This is a genomic window from Thioclava electrotropha, from assembly GCF_002085925.2.
Lineage (GTDB): Bacteria > Pseudomonadota > Alphaproteobacteria > Rhodobacterales > Rhodobacteraceae > Thioclava > Thioclava electrotropha.
On sequence record NZ_CP053562.1, the window covers coordinates 3,156,028 to 3,177,123 of the forward strand.

Annotated in this window: 19 protein-coding genes; 11 read left to right on the forward strand and 8 right to left on the reverse strand. The window is 63.1% G+C overall.

Features of this window, described 5'->3' with window-relative positions; all coding sequences use genetic code 11:
- The first annotated feature begins 76 nt into the window (after positions 1-76).
- Positions 77-847 carry a DeoR/GlpR family DNA-binding transcription regulator gene (locus AKL02_RS15035; RefSeq protein WP_083079946.1) on the forward strand — a complete coding sequence of 257 codons (771 nt, stop codon included), beginning with the start codon at positions 77-79 and terminating at the stop codon, positions 845-847.
- Between the two features lie 195 nt (positions 848-1,042).
- Here AKL02_RS15035 and AKL02_RS15040 read toward each other — a convergent pair whose 3' ends face one another.
- From AKL02_RS15040 to lsrA, 5 genes are all read right to left on the reverse strand, one after another.
- Entirely contained in the window at positions 1,043-2,284 is a 1,242-nt protein-coding gene (locus AKL02_RS15040) for a class II aldolase/adducin family protein (RefSeq protein ID WP_083079948.1), read from the reverse strand.
- Between the two features lie 70 nt (positions 2,285-2,354).
- Positions 2,355-3,374: an autoinducer 2 ABC transporter substrate-binding protein LsrB gene (gene lsrB, locus AKL02_RS15045; RefSeq protein ID WP_083079951.1), complete on the reverse strand. Its 1,020-nt coding sequence runs from the start codon at positions 3,372-3,374 to the stop codon at positions 2,355-2,357.
- A gap of 33 nt (positions 3,375-3,407) precedes the next feature.
- On the reverse strand, positions 3,408-4,391 hold the full coding sequence (locus tag AKL02_RS15050; RefSeq protein WP_083079953.1) for an ABC transporter permease subunit: 984 nt from the start codon (positions 4,389-4,391) through the stop codon (positions 3,408-3,410).
- Entirely contained in the window at positions 4,388-5,398 is a 1,011-nt protein-coding gene (locus tag AKL02_RS15055) for an ABC transporter permease subunit (protein ID WP_083079956.1), read from the reverse strand. Before AKL02_RS15055 ends, AKL02_RS15050 begins: the two co-directional genes overlap by 4 nt.
- Positions 5,391-6,866 carry an autoinducer 2 ABC transporter ATP-binding protein LsrA gene (gene lsrA, locus AKL02_RS15060; protein ID WP_083079959.1) on the reverse strand — a complete coding sequence of 492 codons (1,476 nt, stop codon included), beginning with the start codon at positions 6,864-6,866 and terminating at the stop codon, positions 5,391-5,393. Before lsrA ends, AKL02_RS15055 begins: the two co-directional genes overlap by 8 nt.
- 205 nt (positions 6,867-7,071) lie before the next feature.
- Here lsrA and AKL02_RS15065 point away from each other — a divergent pair, with 205 nt between their 5' ends.
- The 5 genes from AKL02_RS15065 (at position 7,072) to AKL02_RS15080 (ending at position 11,510) form a co-directional block, all read left to right on the forward strand.
- Positions 7,072-8,010, forward strand: a complete 939-nt coding sequence (locus tag AKL02_RS15065) for a sugar-binding transcriptional regulator (RefSeq protein WP_083079961.1) — start codon at positions 7,072-7,074, stop codon at positions 8,008-8,010.
- A 1-nt stretch (position 8,011) separates the two neighbouring features.
- Positions 8,012-8,647, forward strand: a complete 636-nt coding sequence (locus AKL02_RS21120) for an FGGY family carbohydrate kinase (RefSeq protein ID WP_232621636.1) — start codon at positions 8,012-8,014, stop codon at positions 8,645-8,647.
- An 11-nt stretch (positions 8,648-8,658) separates the two neighbouring features.
- A complete protein-coding gene (locus AKL02_RS21125; RefSeq protein ID WP_232621637.1) occupies positions 8,659-9,540 on the forward strand; it encodes an FGGY-family carbohydrate kinase in 882 nt (293 codons plus the stop codon).
- Between the two features lie 23 nt (positions 9,541-9,563).
- Positions 9,564-9,878, forward strand: a complete 315-nt coding sequence (locus tag AKL02_RS15075; protein WP_078599952.1) for an antibiotic biosynthesis monooxygenase — start codon at positions 9,564-9,566, stop codon at positions 9,876-9,878.
- A gap of 243 nt (positions 9,879-10,121) precedes the next feature.
- Entirely contained in the window at positions 10,122-11,510 is a 1,389-nt protein-coding gene (locus tag AKL02_RS15080) for an IS1182 family transposase (RefSeq protein WP_198453197.1), read from the forward strand.
- 341 nt (positions 11,511-11,851) lie between these two features.
- On the opposite strand, the gene AKL02_RS15085 is transcribed toward AKL02_RS15080, so the two are convergent.
- Together AKL02_RS15085 and AKL02_RS15090 are read right to left on the reverse strand one after the other, a co-directional pair.
- Positions 11,852-14,218 (reverse strand): thiamine pyrophosphate-binding protein, encoded by a 2,367-nt coding sequence (locus tag AKL02_RS15085; RefSeq protein WP_083076173.1) that lies wholly within the window; start codon positions 14,216-14,218, stop codon positions 11,852-11,854.
- Positions 14,219-14,234: 16 nt separating this feature from the next.
- A complete protein-coding gene (locus tag AKL02_RS15090; RefSeq protein ID WP_083076171.1) occupies positions 14,235-15,437 on the reverse strand; it encodes a methionine gamma-lyase in 1,203 nt (400 codons plus the stop codon).
- 110 nt (positions 15,438-15,547) lie between these two features.
- Here AKL02_RS15090 and AKL02_RS15095 point away from each other — a divergent pair, with 110 nt between their 5' ends.
- The 5 genes from AKL02_RS15095 to AKL02_RS15115 all read left to right on the forward strand — a co-directional run bounded on the left by AKL02_RS15095 (position 15,548) and on the right by AKL02_RS15115 (position 19,747).
- A complete protein-coding gene (locus AKL02_RS15095) occupies positions 15,548-16,003 on the forward strand; it encodes an Lrp/AsnC family transcriptional regulator (RefSeq protein ID WP_083076169.1) in 456 nt (151 codons plus the stop codon).
- A 99-nt stretch (positions 16,004-16,102) separates the two neighbouring features.
- A complete protein-coding gene (locus AKL02_RS15100; RefSeq protein WP_083076167.1) occupies positions 16,103-17,272 on the forward strand; it encodes a MerR family transcriptional regulator in 1,170 nt (389 codons plus the stop codon).
- A gap of 29 nt (positions 17,273-17,301) precedes the next feature.
- Complete coding sequence (locus tag AKL02_RS15105) at positions 17,302-17,841, forward strand: GNAT family N-acetyltransferase (protein WP_083076166.1); 540 nt, start codon at positions 17,302-17,304, stop codon at positions 17,839-17,841.
- An 8-nt stretch (positions 17,842-17,849) separates the two neighbouring features.
- Positions 17,850-18,926: a ribosome small subunit-dependent GTPase A gene (gene rsgA / locus AKL02_RS15110; RefSeq protein ID WP_083076165.1), complete on the forward strand. Its 1,077-nt coding sequence runs from the start codon at positions 17,850-17,852 to the stop codon at positions 18,924-18,926.
- A 245-nt stretch (positions 18,927-19,171) separates the two neighbouring features.
- Positions 19,172-19,747, forward strand: a complete 576-nt coding sequence (locus tag AKL02_RS15115) for a site-specific integrase (RefSeq protein ID WP_198453198.1) — start codon at positions 19,172-19,174, stop codon at positions 19,745-19,747.
- Here AKL02_RS15115 and AKL02_RS15120 read toward each other — a convergent pair.
- Positions 19,707-20,477, reverse strand: coding sequence for a helix-turn-helix transcriptional regulator (locus AKL02_RS15120; protein WP_083076163.1), 771 nt, complete (start codon positions 20,475-20,477; stop codon positions 19,707-19,709). The genes AKL02_RS15115 and AKL02_RS15120 overlap by 41 nt on opposite strands.
- Positions 20,478-21,096 lie beyond the last annotated feature (619 nt).

Genomic DNA, 21,096 nt, shown 5'->3' on the forward strand with positions numbered 1-21,096 from the left:
AATCGCGCGAAGCGCCCGGGCGACACGGGCGTGACACGGGCGTGAAGCTGTGGCAGGGGACTTCCAAGGAGGCCGCATGGCGCTAAATTTTCGACAGAACGAGATCCTCGAAATTGCGCGCAGCGATGGGCGTGTCGTGGTCGAAACGCTGGCGAAGCATTTCAAAGTTTCGCTTCAAACCATCCGTCGTGATCTGTCGGAGCTGTCCGATGCAGGTCATCTCGACCGTGTGCATGGCGGCGCCGTGATCCGGAAAGGCGTCGTTAACTTCGATTACGAAGAGCGACGCCGGATGGGAGCGGATGCGAAAGCGTCCATAGGACGCGCCTGCGCGATGGAAATCCCCGATAACAGCTCGATAATCCTTAATCTCGGCACCACGACCGAGGCTGTGGCGCGTGAACTCTGCCACCATTCGAACATCACCGTGGTCACCAATAACAGCAATGTCGCCAATACTTTGCTGGCAAACGAAAGTTGCGAAATCATGGTGGCGGGCGGCATTTTGCGTCGCTCGGATGGCGGTCTCGTCGGCGATCTCACCGCCGATTTCATGAGCCAGTTCAAAGTGGATTTCGCGGTGATCGGTGTCTCGGCACTCGATGACGAGGGAGACCTACTTGACTACGATCTGGCAGAGGTCCGGGTCAGCCGGACCATCATCCGCCAAGCGCGCAAGGTCTTCTTGGTCGCGGACAGTTCGAAACTAACGCGCTCCGCCCCGGTGCGGCTCGCCTCGCTCGAAGAGATCGACACGATCTTCATCGACGCGCCGCTCTCCGATGCGCTGACCAAACGCTGCGCGGAGTGGGGTACCAAGGTAGTCGTTGTCCCGGGGGCTCGCTGAAGGCTCGAGAAATCTTGCAAGGAGAAGAACGGCCAGCGGGCAGGAGCTTTAGATCTGGCGGAGGTCGGTGTCAGCGAAGCTTCATGGAAGCTGGCCAAGTAGCCTCGTAGATATTGAGCGCCGCTCGCCACACGCTCAAGCGAAGTGTGCCAAATTGCCCGGTAGAGCCGCTTATTGAACTGCTCACGCCTCCCCTCACTTCTTCAGCTTCGCCTGTTCGAGCGACCAGTATTCCATGTCGAATAGCTCGCGCTCGGAGATCGGAGCAAAGCGCCCGAACTCTTCCGCTGCGTTCACTATACGCGCCGTCTGCTCCAGCAAGTCGCCGGCGATGCGCGCCGCCTTCTCGTTCGCAGCGACAGCAAATAGCCCCACCCCCTGCACAAGCACCGCGCGCGGCGCAGGATCAAGCATGGTCTTCGGCTCAGAAGCATGGGGCGCATTGCGCTCGAAATAGGCCTGATAGCTATGGGCATAGTCCGCGAGCTTGCGCTCGATCGCGGCGACATCGTCCCCGGCCTCGACAATCAACGGGAAGGGTTTGATCCGGATTACGTGGTCCGGGGTGGCAGTGCCGCGCATTGCCAGTTCCGTGAGACCATCGCGCCCCAGATAGCGCCGGATCGCGGGTGTCGAGCGGAAATCCACCACGGGCTCGGCGCCAAGCGCCCCCTGCGCGGCGAGGGCCCGGGTCAGAGCGGAGGCCAGATCATCGGGGATCAGCGCGTCATTGGACTGCGGCCCCTCCACAGCAACCCCCTGCGACGCGAGATACGCTTCGGCGGTGTTCACGAATTCGATCGTCAGCTCATAGCTCTCGCGCGCGGTCTCGGCGAAAGTGAACAGCCCGTGCTTCTCAAGCCAGAGGCCTTCCACATGCGGATCGCGAGCAAGCGCGTCCTTGCACGCATGGCTCAGCGAGTAACCGGGCATGACGTAGGGCACGAAGCCGACCCGGCCGTCATAGAGATCCCGCACCACCGTCTCCATACTTTCCTGATCGGCCAGCGCGAGGATCGCCGTTGCGTGGCAATGATCGACGAATGCCTGCGGCATATAGGCGTGCAGCAGCGCCTCCACAGAGGGGTTCGGCGCAGTCGGGTCAAGCAGTTGGCTGCGCAGGAACGCCACCATCTCCTCGTCCGACATATGCGGGATGGATCGCGTCTCCAGCAGAGGCTCCAGTCGCATCGCCGGCAGGCCGGGCGCTTCGATATCGCCGAGGTCCCAACCCGACCCTTTCACATGAATGATCGCGCCGCCTGGCGCATCGGGGATCTTCACCGATGTATTGCCACCGCCGTGCAGCACCAGTTCAGGGTTCTGTCCAATCAGACGCGAACTATAGACGCGCAGCCCCAGTGCGGCGGGTTGGCCTGCCGCTTCAGCGGCCTCGGCGAATGATTGGGCGTCGTCGTCATTCCAACGCGATTGCATGGGAGGCTCCTATTTCAACGTGTTTGCGAGGGCGCGTCACCGCGCCCTCGCCATGTGAGATCACGAGGGATCAGAAATCGAAGTTGTCGATGTTGTCCTTGGTGAACACCGTGCGCTCGGGCAGCAGGACGATGCCGTTATCCTTGGCTTCATAATCGTAGCCCTGCACCGAGTTGGGCGAGACCTTCACTTCGCCGATGCCGGGCACATCCATCGTGTCACCGACCTGAAGCGGCCCGTTCTTAAGCACGTGATCGGCGACCGCCACCGAGATCGCGCCTTGCTGGGTCACGTCCCACAGACCAAAGCGCGCAACCGTCCCGCGCTTCACATAGGGGCGCATCACGTTGGGCGTCGAGAAGCCCACGATCGTCACCTTGCCTGCCTTGTCGAGATTCTCGGCAGCTTGGGCTGCTGCGGGAAGCGCGTTGGCATCGGGCGCGATGATCGCGTCGAGATCGGGATATGCGCTCAGGATACCCTCTGCAGTCTGAAGCGATTTCTGCGCGTCGTTATAGCCGTATTGCGTGGTCACGATTTCCCAGCCGGGATGCTCTTTCGCGATCTTCTCTTTCGCGGCCGCGACCCAGGCGTTCTGGTCAGTCACGGTCGGCGAGGAATAGAAGAAAGCGACCTTCGCCTTGTCCTTGCCGTTCAGCCCGTCCGAGGCCATGTCCACCAGCATACCGCCCAGCTGCGCGGGCGTGCCCTGGTTGATGTAGTAGGAGCGGCAATCCGGGTTCACATCCGAGTCCCAGGTCATTACCAGCACGTCGCGCGCCATCGCCTGCTTGAGCGCCGGGCATAGACCATCGGGCGAGACCGAGGCGAGGATCACCGCCTTGTAGCCCTGATTGACGAAGTTGTTCACGAACTGAACCTGCCCCGAAACGCTGGGTTCGGTCGGCCCGTCATAAGTGACGTTGTCGCCAAGCTTCTTGCCCATGTCGACGGCGCCCTTACCGCCCGACGTGAAGTAGCCCACCCCGACAAGCTTCGGAATGAAGGCGATATCCTCGGCCGCGGCTGAATTGGCCATCAGCATCCCTGCCGCAAGGGTGCCCATCACCCATTTGGTCGTTTTACGCATTTCAGTTCTCCTCCTCTGAACTCTCTGGACGCGTCATTCTGACGGACGCGGCCGCACCGGAATGAACTCGCGCAGCAAGGACGCCCCGTGGCGCATTGCGACGACGACAACCAGCAGCGCTCCGGACAACGCGCTGGAAACCTGACTGGGAACACCGCTCATCTGCAGGCCCTGCTGCAGATAGCCGATGATGAAAGTGGCGATGATGGTGCCGATCACCGAGCCCTGACCGCCATAAATCGAGGCGCCTCCGAGAACGGCGGCGGTGATCGCGGGCAGTAGCGTCGCCTTTCCCAGATCAACCCGCGCCGAGCCGAAATAGGCCGACAGCAGCAGCCCCGCGAGCGCGGCGGCAAGCCCGGTAATGACATAGGTCAGTAGCTGCACCCGAGCGACGGGCATGCCCGCGTGGCGCGCAGCGGATTCGTTCTGGCCGATCTGGAACACCAGACGCCCGAAGCGCGTGACATGCAGCAGAACCAGCATCACCAGCGAGAAGGCGAGGAACACGAAAAGCGGCATCGGCAGGCCGAGGATCATCTGATAGCCAAGTCCGGTGAAGTCTGCCGGGAAGCCGCCGATCCCGTCATAGCCGTTCGCGCCGACGACGCCGGAGAGCACCGTGGCCGCGCCCGAGAACATGTAGAGCGCCCCAAGCGTGACCACGAGCGGTTGCAGCCGCGTGAGACGGATGATCGTCGCGTTCAGCAGCCCCGCGAGCGCACCCGTCGCGAAGACCACCGCAAGCGAAACCGGAAGCGGCATCCCGAAGAAATTGGCAATCCCGAAAGTGATCGCACAGAGCCCGACCGTGGAAGCGAAGCTCACGTCGATCCCGCCCGCGATGATCACCAGCGTCAGCGGCACCGCGACGATCCCGACATGGACGAAATCCGAGGTGCCATAGAGCAGCGAACTCAGCTTGAGGAAGCGAGGGTTGATGGTGCCGAACACCACGAGCTCAAGGACCAGAAGCCCGAGCAACAGGACTTCCCAGCGCATCACGAGACGCTTCATGCCGCTTCCTCCAGATCACGGGTTTTGGGTGGGGGCGTTTCGCCGCGGCGGTAACGCGCCGCGCGGTCGCGCGCTTCGAGCGCGATCCGCAGTCGACCGTCGATCAGCAGCACGGCGAGCAGCATCGCGCCGCCGATGAGGTCGTTCCAGTAGGCCGGGATCTTGAGGAAGACGAGCGCGGTGTCGATCGAGGTGAAGAAGATCACGCCGATCACAACTCCGGCAACCGATCCGACGCCGCCGAGCAGGCTGATCCCTCCCAGAACGAGCGCCGCGATCGCGCGCAGTTCCATCCCCGAGCCTGCCTGATTGGGCACGAAGCCGATCTGCGCTGCAAAGGCGATACCCGCGATCGCATACATCGCGCCCGCCCAGACAAAGGCGAGAAACTCGATCCGGCGCACCGGCAGGCCCAGATGGCGCGCGGCCTCGCGGTTATCCCCCACCGCGAAGATCCAGCGTCCGCGCCGGGTGCGCAGCACCAGCCAGACCGCCGCGATCAGCGCGAGCGCTACGACCCCTACCGCCGACAGCCCGAGGAAACCCTTGCCGGAGAGGTCCTTGACCCCTTGCGGCAGCTCCTCGATCCACTCGCCACCGGTGGCGATCAGCATCACGCCGCGAAACAGGCCAAGCGTGCCAAGCGTGGCCACGATGGAGGGCACGCCAAGCAGCGCCACGAGCCCACCATTGAGCGCGCCTGCTGACACGCCCGCACCAAGCGCGGCCGCTATTGCCACCGGGAGCGGCGCTCCTGCGTTCACCGTCAAACCCAGCATCACTGCCGAGAGCCCCAGCACCGAGCCGCCGGAGACGTCGATATTGCGCGTCAGGATCACCGGAAAAATCCCCAGCGCCACGAGCATAAGCACCAGGCCGTTCGACCAGATGATCGAAGCGGTGCGCGCCGACAGGAACCCGGGCGCCGCCGCACCGACAAGCAACAGCACGATCAGCGTGACGAGGAACAGGGTCGCGACACGTTCGCGGGCGATCCGTTCAAGCATGGGTCGCCTCCTTGGATTCGAAGGCCAGTTCGGCGATCTCGTCGGTGCTGCTTCCGCCCGGAAGCTCGCCGGCGAGATGCCCGCCCGCCATTACCGCGATCCGGTCCGACAGGCGCACGACCTCGTCGAAATCAGACGAGATCAGCAACACCGCGGTGCCTGCGTCAGCCAGCTGTTCGATCAGTTCGTAAATATCATTGCGCGCGCCCACATCGACGCCGCGCGTCGGCTCGTCGAGGATCAGGACCCGCGGCATCGCGGCGAGGCATTTCGACAGCAGCACCTTTTGCTGGTTTCCTCCCGAAAGGCTGCGCACCGGCTGCTCCGCCGCCTCGCATTTGATCCCAAGCGTCTTGCGATAGCCGTCGAAGCGCGCGCGCTCTTTGCCGGGACGCAGAAGGAAGGGCAGCAGATAATGCACGAGCGAAGAGGTATTCCAGTAAAGTGGCGCATCGAGAAAGAGCCCGTATTGCTGCCGGTCTTCGGACAACAGCACGACATTCTCACGCACCGCGTCGCGCGGTGTCCGGGCAGCGAAGGCGCGGCCCTCGAGTGCGACTTTACCGCCAGCACGCGGCCGCAGCCCGACGAGGGTTTCAGCCAGTTCGGTGCGCCCAGCCCCGACAACCCCGGTCAGACCGAGAACCTCTCCGTGGTGCACATCGAACGAGATATCGACGAAGCCCTCGCCCCGCAGCGCCGCAACCTCGAGCGTCTTGCGCTCGGCGCGGGCCCTGTCGGCTCGGCGGTCACGCAGGGCAGCCACGCCGGGACTCATTGCAGCCAGGATTTCCGCATCGTTGCTTTCGGCCATCTTCGCGCTGTGCACGACATAGCCGTCGCGCAGCACCGTGATCCGGTCGCTAACCGCACGCAATTCGTGGAGCTTATGCGAAATGAAGACGAGCCCGTGACCCGTCGCGCGCAGCGCCCGCATTCGATCGAAGAGCGTGTCCACCTCATGCGGGGTAAGCGCCGAGGTCGGCTCGTCAAGGATCAGCACCTTCGCCTCGCGCACGAGGCCCCGCAGGATTTCCACGATCTGTCGGTCTGCGATCTCGAGGGTCGCGGCCTTGGCATCGGGCGACAGCGCGACGCCAAGGTCCGCAATCAGCTCGCCAATGCGGGCGCGATACGCCTCTGCCCGGCGCGGCAGGCCAATGCAGATATTCTCCAGAACGCTTTGATTGGGGAAGATATGCGCCTCTTGCGGCACCAGATACAGCCCCATCGCCTGCGCCTGCGCGGGCGTCGCGGGATGCAGTGGCGCTCCACCGATGGAGACCCGCCCCGCCGTCGGCGCGACCAGACCCGCGAGAATTTTCATCAAGGTGGACTTACCCGCACCATTACCGCCCAGAAGCGCATGGATTTCCCCGGCACGCACCGCGAAATCCACGCCCTTAAGCACGGGCACGCCGCCGTAGCTTTTAGTAACCCGGCCAAGCTCGGCGAGCACAGATGTCATAGCGCCTCCCTCGATCAACATCCCATTTTCTCGAATGTTCATCTGTTTGTCTACAAAACATCTGTTCATTCGTTGTCTTCGCTGTCAACAATTTTTAGCTTATTTTTTACGCTGCACTGCGGCGATTTTGAGTTATTGACTTGTTCATATGTTTTTGTAACGAGTTGTTTGAACATTACCCCACCACTCCGGAGGACCGATCGTCATGGAAGAGCTCGCGCCGAACGAAACGGACGAAGCCCTGCTCGCGCGGGTCGCTTGGCTCTATTACAATGACGGGCTCACGCAGAGCGAAGTCGGGCATCAGCTCAACCTCTCGCGCATCAAGGTATCGCGACTTCTCGATGCTGGGCGCGCCTCCGGGCTGATCGAGGTGCGGATAAATTCGCGCCAGCAAGGCTGCCTCGAGATCGAGACTCGTCTGCAGGAGCGATTCCGCCTCAAGGATTGCCGCGTTATCCCCGACAGCACCGGATCAGATGTTGACGCGCGGATAGGACAGGCGGCGGCGAATTACCTCATGCAGAAACTCGCGCCCGGCGACAGTCTTGCGGTCGGCTGGGGCGCCACCGTTTCGAACGCGATCCGGGTGCTCGGCCATGTCGTGCATGAACGCCGCATCGAGCTGTTTTCGCTGACGGGCGGCGTGCAGACCTATGTGCAGGGGATGCGCGAGGCACATTGGGACCGCACGCCGAACATCATCCCCGCGCCGCTCGTCGTCTCGACGCCGGAATTGGCCGCGGCCCTGCTGCGCGAGCCTGCGATTTCGTCGCTCCTCAACCAAGCGATCGCGGCCGATTACAAGCTGGTCGGGATAGGCGGCATCTCGGAACAGGCGACCGTGGTTGCGCAAGGCTACATCACCGCAGGCGAAATCGAGCCACTGCGCCGCAGCGGTGCACGTGGCGATGTGCTCTGCCGGTTTTACGACCGGACCGGGCAGGACATGGAACTGCCGCTGCATGAGCGCGTGATCGGCGTCGATCTGGTCCAGCTCCGCGACTGCGAGCAGGTGATCGGCGCCGCCGGTGGCCCAAACAAGGTGACCCCGATTCTCGCCGCGCTACGCGGCCAAATTCTCGACATTCTGGTGACCGATGAGTCGACCGCGCTGTCGCTCCTCGACGCCGCGGAGGACTGACATGCGCTATTTTCTCGCCTTCGACGCCGGCACCGGCAGCGGACGGGCCGTCCTGTTCGACGAGACCGGCGCCGAGATTGCGACCGCCGGGCAGGAATGGTGGCACGACAGCGACCCGCGCTATCCTGGCTCGATGGATTTCGACACGGAAGGCAACTGGGCGGCGCTGACCCGCTGCTGCCGCGAGGTGATCGCGAATTCCGGCGTCGATCCGAAGGATATCGTCTCGGTCAGCGCCACGGCGATGCGCGAGGCCTTCGTCCTGCATGACGAGAGCGGCGCGGAAATCTGGGCCTGCGCGAATGTCGATGCGCGCGCCGATGCCGAGGTCCGCGAACTCAAGCGGGACTATCCGGGGCTGGAGGAAGACATCTATGCGCGCTCGGGTCAGACCTACGCGCTTGGCGCCCTGCCCCGGCTGATCTGGCTGCGCCGGCACATACCCGAGGTACTCGAACGGGCACGAACCCTGACGATGCTGTCGGATTGGGTGCTTTATCGGCTTTCCGGAGAACTGACCTCCGAGCCGTCAAACGCCGGGACGACCGGGCTAATCGGACTCGCCGATCGCAAGGTGCTGGGCGATGCGATGGAGAAACTGGGGCTGCGCAGCGACATCTTCCGCGCAGCGTCGTGACCGGAGAATGCGTGGGAACGGTGACGGGCACCGCCGCAGAGGAAACCGGGCTGGCGCCCGGCACGCTTGTCGTGGCAGGTGGGGGCGATTGCCAAACCGGCGGGCTGGGGCTGGGGATCGTCGAGAATGGCGATTGCGCGGTGCTCGGCGGCACGTTCTGGCAGCAGGTGGTCAATGTTCCGCTGACCCTGACAGATCCGAGCATGAAACTCCGGATCAACCCGCATGTGGTCTCGCATCTCAATCAGGCCGAAGCGATTAGCTTCTTCACCGGGGCGGCGATGCGCTGGTTCCGCGACGCCTTCGGGCAGGGCGAGGGATATTCCGAGCTGGAAGCCGCCTCGACGGAGGTGCCGCCCGGCGCGCATGGGATCATCCCGATCCTTTCCGACGTGATGCGCTACAACGAATGGATCCACGCCGCGCCGTCGCTGCTCAACCTCTCGCTCGATCCCGAGAAATCCGGCCCAGCTGCGATCTTCCGCGCATTGCAGGAGAATGCCGCCATCGTCGCCCATCGCAATCTCGAGGCGGTCTTCGCCCTGACCGGCGAGCGTCCCACGCGCATTGTTTTTGCCGGAGGCGCGTCAAAATCCCCGCACTGGGCGCAGATCCTTGCGGATGTCACCGGCCTGCCAGTCGCGACCTCCAAGGTGAAGGAGGCCACTGCGCTTGGCTGTGCGGCTGCCGCGGCGACCGGGGCGGGCCAGTTCGGCTCGCTCAAGGACGCAGGCGCGGCATGGTCCTGCATCGAAGATGAATACCAACCGAACAGCGCGCTGCGCGACCTCTACGACGAGGCGAGCGAGCGCTGGCAGCGCGCCTATGCCGCGCAGCGCGCGCTCGTGGCCGACGGCGTGACCCAATCCATGTGGCGTGCCCCAGGCACGTGAGACCTGCAAGAAAGGACTTCTGAATGCTGATCCAACTGGTGAATATCAAGGTGCAGCCGGGCACGCGCGAGACTTTCCTCGAAGCTTTCAAGATCAACTGCGACGGCACGCGCGAAGAACCGGGCAACCTGCGCTTCGACCTGTTGCACGACCCCGAGGACGAGAACAATTTCTTCGTCTACGAAATCTTTCAAAGCGATGACGCGCTCGAGGATCACCGCAAGACCGCGCATTACCAGAAATGCGTCTCGATGATCGACCCGATCACGATCGGCGGGCGCTCGAAGACCTATTTTGAGCCGGTTCTCGTTCAGGGCGTTGCGGCAACCTCGGCATAACGCTCAATCCTGTAAACCGAAGCCGTCCCGAGCACTTCGGGCTTCGGTTTATGGAAAACCCATCTCTGAGAATTGGATTGCGCGTCCATTACGCATGGCCGCCCAAGTGCATAAACTGCTTTAAGAAATTCTCGCGGAACGACGAACTCCGAGACCAGAATGGGCGTATTCCGTTGAAAAACTCGCGCTTGATTGCTGGGCGTGGCGCTGATTCAATTCCGACATCAGGTGGGAGGATTGGCGATGATGGGACCGAAGCAGGAAGCTCAGCCAGCGCTGTTCTATGAGTTTTCGCTGGAGGACCATGTTCCGCAAGATCACCTACTTCGATCCATCGACCGGTTCGTCGACCTGAGCGGCATCCGTGCTCATCTTGCGGATTTCTACAGTCACACGGGCCGTCCGTCTGTCGACCCCGAACTGCTGATCCGCATGCTTCTGGTCGGCTATTGCTCCGGCATCCGGTCCGAGCGGCGCCTCTGCGAAGAGGTGCATCTGAACTTGGCGTATCGCTGGTTCTGCCGGCTCGACCTTGCTGACCGGGTGCCGGATCACTCCACCTTTTCGAAGAACCGCCATGGCCGGTTTCGTGACAGCGAGCTGCTACGCCACCTGTTCGAGATGACGGTCGCACGCTGCATCGAGGCAGGCCTGGTGAGCGGGCAGCGCATGGCGGTCGATGCCAGCCTGATCGAGGCGGATGCGAACAAGCAGAACTCGACGCCGAAGGAAGAGTGGGACGCCTCGCAAATCGATCCGACGGATGCGCCCCGCGCCGTTCGCGAGTATCTTGAGACGCTGGACGAGGCCGCCTTCGGTGCCGCCAGCGAGGTCCAGCCCAAGTTCACCTCGCATTCCGACCCGGCCAGCCAGTGGACGGCAGCGCGCAAGGGTCCGGCATTCTTTAGCTATTCAGACAACTACCTGATCGACACGGATCACGGCGTCATTGTGGATGTCGAGGCGACGCGGTCGATCCGGCAGGCGGAGGTCGGCTCGACACGCACCATGCTGGACCGGGTGAAGGCCAAGTTCGATTTGCATCCCGAACGCCTGATCGCGGATACCGCCTATGGCACCGGGCCGATGCTGGGTTGGCTGGTCGAGCGCAAGATCGCGCCGCACATCCCCGTCTTGGACAAGTCGGGCCGTAACGATGGCACCTGGACTCGGGCCGACTTCGAGTGGGACGCCGAAAACAATCAATACATCTGCCCAGAGGGTCAGACGCTGAAGCAGTTCCGCCGGAACTATTCCGACCCGAACAGAGGACCGACCGGCAAGGGCGTCGCCAAATACCGCGGCTTGAAGCACATCTGTCAGGCCTGCCCTTCGAAGCAGCACTGCTGCCCGAACATGGACTTCCGGTCCATCACCCGCGAGGAACACGAAGACGCCCGCCAGGTCGCCAGGGACATCGCAAAGACCAGGCAATACGAGGTCTCGATGAAGCTTCGGAAGAAAGTCGAGATGCTCTTCGCGCACCTCAAACGCATCCTTGGCCTCGGACGCCTCCGACTACGTGGCCCGTGCGGCGCAAATGACGAATTTCTCCTCGCCGCAACCGCCCAGAACCTCAGGAAGCTGGCGAAGATCTTTCCCGCACCGCAGCAACCGCGGAAAGCCTTATAGGAAAGGCAGTCGCACATCACGAAAGCTTCCAATTTCTGCAATCGCGAACGGGTGTTTTTCCACAGAATCGGCGGGAAGCGGTCCTTCGCTGCAGTCGCGAAGGCAGATATCGCGCCCTGAGGAAGCTGACCTTCATGCGGCAAGCCGAGCCTGAACCATCGAGGTTTGCACGAAGAACGTAGAACTGCCCTTGGCTTTGGAAAATCTTAGATGCTTCCGGTAAGCTTGTTTGGTAGTTCGCCCGGTTGCGATGATCGCGGTTGGGAGTGTTTTCGTCAGGAGTGTCTACCAGAAACAGGGCGCTTGAACCGTCGCTGGCCCGCTTGTCTTGATGTGTGCCTTCAAGCGCACCGCGCGCCCATCGTCAGGCCATTGACGGAGGCAATGATTGCTTCGCGGTCGATGCGGAAATGCCGGTAAAGATCGCCGATCGTGCCGGTTTGCCCGAAATGCTCGACCCCATGCGAGATGGTCCGGTGGCCCGCAACCGCGCCGAGCCAACCGAGCGTCGCCGGGTGGCCGTCGATCACCGTTACCAAGGCGCAATGCCGTGGCAGGGGCGCCAGAAGCTGCTCGACATGGGAGCGCGCCGCACCGTTGCCATGCGCCCGTTCGCGTTGTGCCGCCGTCCAACCCGCATTCAGCCGGTCGGCCGAGGTCACGGCCAGCACGCCGACGTCCCGGCGCGCTTCCGCGATGATGCCCGCCGCGGCGATGGCCTCATCGGCGACGGCGCCCTGATAGGCGATGACCACCTCGCAATTCGGCCCCGGCGGACGCAGCCAGTAGGCCCCGTCAATAGCGCCCTGCCGGAAGGCGTCGTCATGCCGCTTGCCGGGCTGCTCCAGCGGTTTCGTCGTCAGACGCAGATAGACCGATCCACCGGTCTCGTCGCGGAGCCAGGTCCGCTCGTCGGGGTCTCCCTCGCCATCGCGCTGGAGATAGTCGAAGGCCCATTCCATAATGACCGCCAGCTCGTCCGCGAAAGCGGGCTCGAAGCTCGCCAGCCCGTCCTGCGCCATCCCGGTGAGCGGCGTGCCGATCGACTGATGTGCTCCGCCTTCGGGTGCCAAAGTCACGCCCGAGGGGGTGCCGACGATCAGGAACCGCGCGTCCTGATAACAGGCGTAGTTCAGCGCATCGAGGCCGCGATGGATGAAGGGGTCGTAGACCGTGCCGATCGGGATCATGCGCTTGCCGAACAGGCTGTGCGACAGGCCCGCGGCCCCGAGTAGCAGAAACAGGTTCATCTCGGCGATGCCAAGCTCGATGTGCTGGCCCTGCGGGGTAAATTCCCATTTCGCGGTCGAGGGGATGCGATGTTCGATGAAAGCATCTTCTCGCGCGGTGCGGGCGAAGAGCTTGCGCCGGTTGACCCAAGGCCCGAGCGAGGTGGTGCCCGTGACGTCCGGCGAGGTGGTCATGATCCGCTCGGAGAGCGCGCTGTCGCCCTTAGCGAGATCGTCGAGGATCTTGCCGAAAGCCGCTTGCGTCGAGATCTCCCGATCAGACACGACCGAGAGCGCGGGCGTGGGCAGCTTGGCATCGCTGTAGCGACGCGCGCCCTTGGCGAAGAACGGGACGCGATCGAGGAAGGCGCGCAAGCTTTCGACATCGACGACCGTCGCGAAAGGCTCCCATTCCTGCCCCTCGGGCACATTCATATGGCGCTGCCATTCGGCCATTTGCGCCTTGGTCATTAACCCGCCGTGATTGTCCTTGTGTCCCGCGATGGGCGTGCCCCAGCCCTTGATCGTATAGGCCAGGAAACAGGTCGGCCGGTCATGGTCGATGGAGGCGAAGGTCTCGGCCATGGTATGGACACAGTTGCCGCCGAGATTTTCCATCAGGGCCGCCAGCTCTGCATCCGAGCGCCGCTCGATCAACGCCGTCACATCGCCCTGATCGCCCAGATCATCCATCAGACGTTTGCGCCAGACCGCGCCGCCCATATAGGTCAGCGCTGAGTATTCCGCGTTCGGGCAGCCGTCGATCCAGTCGCGCAAGGCCGCGCCGCCGGGTTCCTCGAACGCCGCGCGTTGCAGCGCACCGTATTTAACCCGCACCACGTCCCAGCCGAAGGCTTCGAAGATCTTCTCGACACGTCCGAACAGCCCCTCGCGCACGATCCCGTCGAGCGACTGGCGGTTGTAGTCGATGATCCACCAGCAATTGCGCAGGTCGTTCTTCCAGCCCTCTTGCAGCGCCTCGTAGACATTGCCCTCGTCCAGCTCGGCATCGCCGACCAGCGCCACCATGCGCCCGAGCGGCAGATCCGCGCCCCAGTCCTTGGCCGCGACATAATCCTGCACCAGCGATGCAAAAGCGGTGATCGCGACGCCAAGCCCGACCGAACCGGTGGAGAAATCCACGTCATCGACATCCTTGGTGCGGCTCGGGTAGCTTTGCGCACCGCCGAGGCCCCGGAACGCCTCCATCTTCTCACGGGTCTGATGGCCCATGAGATACTGGATCGCATGAAACACCGGCGACGCGTGCGGCTTGACCGCCACCCGATCCTCGGGCCGCAGCGCCGAGAAATAGAGCGCCGTCATGATCGACACCATTGATGCCGAAGAGGCTTGGTGACCACCGATCTTGATGCCATCCACCTTGGGGCGGATGTGGTTGGCGTGGTGGATCATCCAGTGCGACAGCCAAAGCAGCCGCTGCTCGAGGATCTTCAGATGCTGTGCGTCGGAGCTCATCCTAACCTCGCAAATCTCAGGCGCTACGCATGACGCGGGCGGGCGCAAGGGCGCCGTCCAGATCATCGAGGATATCCGACACGTCTTCCAGCCCGACCGAGAGCCGGATCAGCCCGTCGCTGATGCCATGCACCGCCCGTTCCTCGCGGGTGTAGGTGGAATGGGTCATCGAGGCGGGGTGCTGGATCAGGGTTTCCGCATCGCCCAGCGACACCGCCCGCGCGATCATGCGCAGCCCGTTCATCATCCGCCGCCCGGCCTCCAGCCCGCCCTTCAGTTCGAAGGCGATCATCGCCCCCGCCTTCGCCATCTGGCGGCCGGCGAGGTCGTGCTGGTCGAAGCTCTTGAGACCCGGATAATGCACTGTGGCCACCTCGGGATGGTTCTCCAGCCACTCGGCCACCACCTGCGCGCTGGCACAGTGACGCTCCATGCGCAGGGCAAGGGTTTTGAGGCCGCGCAGGATCAGCATCGCGTTGAAGGGCGCCATGACTGCCCCCGTCATGTCTTTCATGCCGACCAGACGGATCTCGGTGATCGCCTCGGCCCGTCCGACCGCGACGCCTGCGACCAGATCGCCATGGCCGCCCAGATATTTGGTGGCCGAATGCACTACCAGATCGGCTCCGAGCGTGATCGGCCGCGTCAGATAGGGGGTGGCATAGGTGTTGTCGACGACGACCTGCGCGCCTCCCGAGTGGGCGATGGCGGAGACCGCCGCGATATCGACCAGACGCATGTTCGGGTTTGCCGGCGTCTCGAAATAGACCACGCGGGTGCGCTCGGTCATGGCGGCGCTCAGGTTCGCCGGATCGGTCAGGTCGACATGGGTGACCGTGATCCCGAACTTCGTCAGCCCGTGATGCATGAAAGCGAAAGTGCAGCCGTAAAGCGTCTTGTCGACGATCACCTCATCGCCAGGCGACAGAAGCGTCCAGAGAACGGAGGTGATCGCGCCCATGCCGGAGGCGAGCGCAAGCCCCGCCTCGGCCCCCTCCAAAGCCGCCACCCGGCGTTCGAGCAAATCGAGCGTGGGGTTCGAGATGCGCGAATAGATATAGCCCGCGCGGTCCCCGGCAAAGGTCTCGCCCCCGGCCTCGGCGGTCTCGAAGGCGAAGGTCGAGGTCAGATGCAGGGGCGGCGTGAGGGCGCCCTCGTGTCTCAGCGGATCGTAGCCGAGGTGAATGGCGCGGGTGGCGAAACCTTGGGATTGGGACATGTGCGACCTCCTATTTTCAGCAGAATATCGCGACCTCGCATGTCGTGGATTGCGTTATTTACCCTTATTTGACATCTGATTGGCATAATCTGCTAACCGGAGGCTGAAACATGGACGAAAAAGATCGCCAGATCATCCGCGCCCTGCAACAGGACGGGCGCATGTCGAACCAGGATCTGGCCGCTGCGGTCAGTCTTTCGCCATCGCCCTGCCTGCGCCGCTTGCGCAACCTCGAAAAGGAAGGTGTGATCCGTGGCTACGCGGCGCGGGTAGACGCACGCGCCTATGGGTTGCCGATCACCGCTTTCGTTCGCATCCGCCTCGAGCGGCACGACGAAACCACCGTCCAGACCTTCGAACGCGAGGTCGACCGCATGGACGAGGTTCTGGAATGCCATGTGATGACCGGCCAGACCGATTACCAACTGCGTGTCGTGGTCGACTCTCTGGATGACTACGAGCGTTTCATCCGGGCACGCCTCCACCGCGTCGGCGGCATAGGATCAATCGACACGAGTTTCGCCTATGGCACAGTGAAGGAAAGCATGGTGTTTCCGATGCGATGAAAGCGCAGACCGACGCGATTTTCTGTTGACCTGTCTATAGCTTCACACCTTAGCACCGCCTTTAGTGATGAGAATCGGTGTGAGCGGATAGGGCGACTGATGTATCGAATTTCGGAACTGGCGGAGAGAGTGGGCGTGTCGCGCGCGACGCTGCTCTATTACGAGAAGCTCGGCCTGCTGCAGGGCCAGCGGCAGGCTAATGGCTATCGCGTCTACACCGACGCCGACCGGCAGCGGCTGCGTCTGATGCAGCAGCTCCAGGCGGGCGGCCTTAGCTTGAAAGAGTGTCAGGCCTGCCTCGATGGAGAGCTCCACCGAGAGATGCTGAACCAACGGCTTGAGACGCTGGAGCACGAAATCGCGAAGAAGACGCGGTCGCGCGACCTTCTGGCGGCTCTGCTGGGGCAATCGAGCCTCAAGGACTGGCACGAAGAGGTCGAGCGCGTCGCACCCGATCTGCACCGCTCGTGGCTGATGTCGCAGGGGTTTTCCAGCGCGGAGGCCGGGCTGGTCGCGCTGGTCTCCAAGGACATGAACGCCCACGACGCCTACATGGCCGGGTTCATGGAGGTGTTCGCCGACCTCGATTGGTGGGGCCCGGGAATGGCCGAGGCGACGCGTCGGGCGCTGGCGATGGTGCCGTTCGCGCCCGAGACGATCCTCGAGATCGGCTGCGGGCCCGGCATGGCAACGATGACGCTGGCCGAGGCGAGCATGGCGCGGATCACGGCCACTGACACGGCCGAGCTGGCGCTCGACAAGCTCAGGGCGCGGATCGCGGCGCGCGGACTCAACAACCGGATCGAGGTGCAGAACGTCGACATGGCCGCAATCCCGACCTCAAAGCGTCCCTGGGATGTGATCTGGTCCGAGGGCAGCGCCTATATCCTTGGCGTTGAAAAGGCGCTTGCGGACTGGCGGGCGCTCCTGCGCCCCGGCGGCGTCCTCGTGTTCTCCGACATGGTCTGGCGGACTGACAAACCCGAAGACGAGGTCCGCGCCTTCTGGGCCGCAGAATACCCCGCGATGACGACGCCCGCGAGCCGCGTCGCACAGGCGAAGCGCGCGGGCTACCGCGTCCTCGGACATTTCGACATGGGGCGCGAGGCGATGGACACCTACTACCGCCCGCTCACCGCGCGGCTCGAGGCCTTAGAGCTGGACCTCGCGGGGAGCCGAGTCCTCGACGACCTGCACCGCGAGATCGCCTTGAATCAGGCCGGATGCGGGCAGTTCGGATACGAGATGTTCGTGCTGGAGCGGGTCTGACCCCACCAGGCACCAGAGAGGATCGAGACATGGACTATTCAACGGACTACACCACCTACGCCGAAGCGATTGCGGAGCTGTTCAGAGCGACCTACGCGGCCTCGGAAGGCGCGGAGGAAGGCGCGCTGATCGGCGCCCTCGCGCGCCGCCTGATCGTGGAGACGCCCGCTGAAGATCTGCGCGTCTTCAGCGCTTGGGAGGACGGCACGCTTCTCGGCGGGATCTTCTTCACGCGCCTCACCTATGCGAGCGATCCGCGCACGGTCTTCATGATGGCGCCCGTGGCTGTGGCGACAGCGCATCAAGGCAAGGGCATCGGGCAGCGGCTGATCGCCCACGGCCTCGACGCGCTCCGGCGGGAGGATGTGGACATCGCCGTGACCTATGGCGACCAGGCCTTCTATGGTCGCGTGGGCTTCGAGCCCGTCTCGGAGGCCGACCTGCCGGCGCCGCAGCCACTCCAGCAGTCACAGGGCTGGATCGCCCAGTCCCTGACCGACGCGCCGCTGACGCCCCTGCGCGGCACCGCCCGCTGTGTCGCCGCCTTCGACGACCCGGCGCTCTGGTAGGCAGGCACATGGTTCGCGACTACTCCGCCTTCCTGCCCGGAGGCACGCCAAAACGGCGCGCGCCCTCTGCGCTGGAGCGGCTGGGCTGGGGCCCGGCCTTCGCACGGCAGATAGACGTTGATGCGCTGACCGCGACACCGCCGGTGCGTGTGTGTGCCGTGCATCGCAGCGGTTTGCAGGTAGCGGGTGACGGCATAAACCAGACAATCCCGCCGGGACCGGGCGCCACGGTCGGCGACTGGTTGCTGCTCGACCGCGTGCGCCCGAAGTCGAGCCGCGTGCTGGAGCGCAAGAGCCTGATCAAGCGTCGTGCGCCGGGCACGGGCCGCGAGGTGCAGCTTGTCGCGGCGAACATCGACACCGTCTTCGTCGTCACCTCCTGCAACGCGGATTTCAACGTGGCGCGGCTGGAGCGCTACGTCGCGCTGACCTTCGAAGCCGGGATCGACCCCGTGATCGTCCTGACCAAGGCGGATCTGACCGACGACACCGCGTCCTTTGTCGAAGCGGCGAGAGCGGTGTCGGAGCGGGTGCCGGTCGTGGCGCTGGACGCTCGCAGCGCCGCGCCCGTCGAGGCGCTGGCCGACTGGTGCAAGCCCGCCCGCACTGTTGCTTTCCTCGGCTCCTCCGGCGTGGGCAAATCCACCTTGACGAACGCGCTCCTCGACACGCAGGCCATCTCCACACAAGGCATCCGCGAGGACGATGCCAAAGGCCGGCACACCACGACCCGGCGCGAGCTGCACGGCACGCCCAGCGGCTGCCTCGTTCTCGACACGCCGGGCATGCGCGAAGTGCAGCTGACCGACGCTGCCGCAGGCATCGCCGACGTGTTCGAAGATATCGAGGCGCTGGCTGCGAGCTGCCGCTTCACCGACTGTCGCCACGAGACAGAGCCCGGCTGCGCTGTCCGATCCGCTATCGAGGACGGCAGCCTCGACGCCTCGCGGCTCGCGCGCTGGCGCAAGCTCCAGGCGGAGGAGACCTTCAACTCCGCCACCCTTGCGGAGCGCCGCCAAAAGGACCGCGCCTTTGGCAAGTTGGTGCGCAGCGTGATCAAGGCGAAAACCGATCGAGAGCGATAGGTCCGAGCTCTACCAATCCGGTTCATTTTTGGGCTTGATCCTGGCATTCGCTTCAATCGCACTCTGATGTGCTAAGCTTAGGCGCCAACGTCGGGTTGGTGATGAGGTGGGCGTGGTGGACTGGGAGAACACCCGTGCAAACTGAAAACCTACCTTTCATTCGTTCCCTCCTTCCCGCTTGGAACAAGGGGCGCATCGTCGGGCAGAAGCGACCACTGCTGCCAAAGCATGTCTGAGCGATCCGCGTGGGGCTGGAAATCGCCAAAAAGGTGCGCAGCCTGGCGCTCTTCAATCTCGCCATCGAAACTAAGCTCCGAGGATGTGATCTCGTGACATTGAAAGTCGCCGATGTCTTAGCCGCTGGTCAGGTGAAAGAACGAGCTTCGATCATCCAGAGCAAGACCCGAAAGCAGGTTTGGTTCGAAATCACCGAGGGCGCCTGCAATTCGCGCGCGGATTGGCTCGACGATCCGGTGATTATTGGGTCAGAGTATCTTTGGCCTGAGCGTTTCGATGAGCGCCTTCACCTCCAACGGCATGGCGGGCTGATCGAGAGCACATGCGCGTTGTTGTCAAAGCTCAGCGGAGCGGCCGGCGATGCATTCTCTCTTTGCGAATATCTCAACCGCGCGGACGAACTTGCATTGGTTCTGCCGATGGCAATGTCGATGCTGTGCCTGCGCGGCATGACGCTCAAGCGGCCTGATCAGACAATTTGCGAAAACCGATACCCTAACCCCGCCCGCCGTTTCCGCGCGGCGAGGCGTTCCATATCTTCTACTAAAGTGAGGCTCTTGCCTCGTGACGGTGATACCAGATAGCCGCCGCTGTCCGGTTACTCACGCCGAGCTTGTTGATAATCCGATGCGTATGGATCTTCGCAGTGTGCTCTGAGACCTGAAGGCGATCCGCGATGTTCTTGTTCTGCTGTCCGGATGCCAGAAGTTGTAACACCTCCCGTTCGCGCCGCGTCAGCGTGTCCATCACGTCCGGCGTCGGCTCCAGGTCGAGGCCCGGCTCGGCAAGCTTTCTCGAGGCCGCTTTCGACACAGTCAGTCCGGTTTCAAGAAGCGCCGGCGGGACAACGTGCCCCCCCGACAGGATGATGCGCAATGTCAGCATCCAAGTCGTGATGTTGATGTTCATCGGCAGGAAGCTCACCTGATCGAGCAGGGCGCCCGATCGAAGGAAATCCATTGCTTCCCTGTCAGGCCTGTCCTCCGTATAGGCAATCGCGAAGCGCATGCGCGAAAGAGCTTCTCCCCGCGCCGCGATGAACGCTTTCAGTCCTGCGGCGTTGCCTTCCTCCACGATCAAAGTGGAAATCCTGTCGCCATTCGGAAAGCGGGCATTCTCATCGCGGCGTTGAGGGATTTCCTCCAGATAGTCTACGCGGACCACCGGGATCTCCGGCACCTCGCTCTCGAGCGTCCGAACGATCACATCGCTGAAAATCTCCCGCGGCCCCACGAAACAAATGCACGCATCACTCCTGCGCCGCGGCGCAGCTTGGGACACCCCGCTTAAACCCTCCTTGTTGAGCGTATTCATATCCCCTCCGACTTTCAGCCTCCCCAGGCCTTAGTGGAATAGGATAGCACAGGTGCGTGAGCGGGCTATCCGCCCAAATGATATATGGCACCTGAGGGAATTCGGAATACGCGCTGCGCGATAGCACTCAGCGTGACGGGACGGACACGTCAGACTTCGTTCACCGAAGCTCCGGCCTCTTCGTGGAGATCTGCTTCCATCTTAGTATCCGTCTCGTCTTTGCCCTTCAGGACACCCGTGCTCTCGATATCTAAAGTGACGATCCGCCTCGAAGATCGGGAAGCGGGCGCCGCCAAAGGCAGGCATTTCGAGTGCGCCAAAGATTGCTCTCGGCGGCGCTGACGAACTTTAGCGCCTCCCGTTCATCGGTATATTGCTCGTAGGGTGGATCGGTATGAAGTGACCAGACAACGCAACGGGCTTTGGAAGGCTGTCGTGTCTTCTTCACCTTCACCAAATAGGACGGCTTTGGCGCAGGCGACCTGTGCCAAGTTTTCATCGGCCGTCTGACACTGCATATGGCCGGGCGCGTGCATGACTTCGGTTCTGCAGCCTTCTCTCCGTCAATATGCGGCACGATAATGCCACCCCCCGCGGGGCGAGCGATTTATCCGCAACA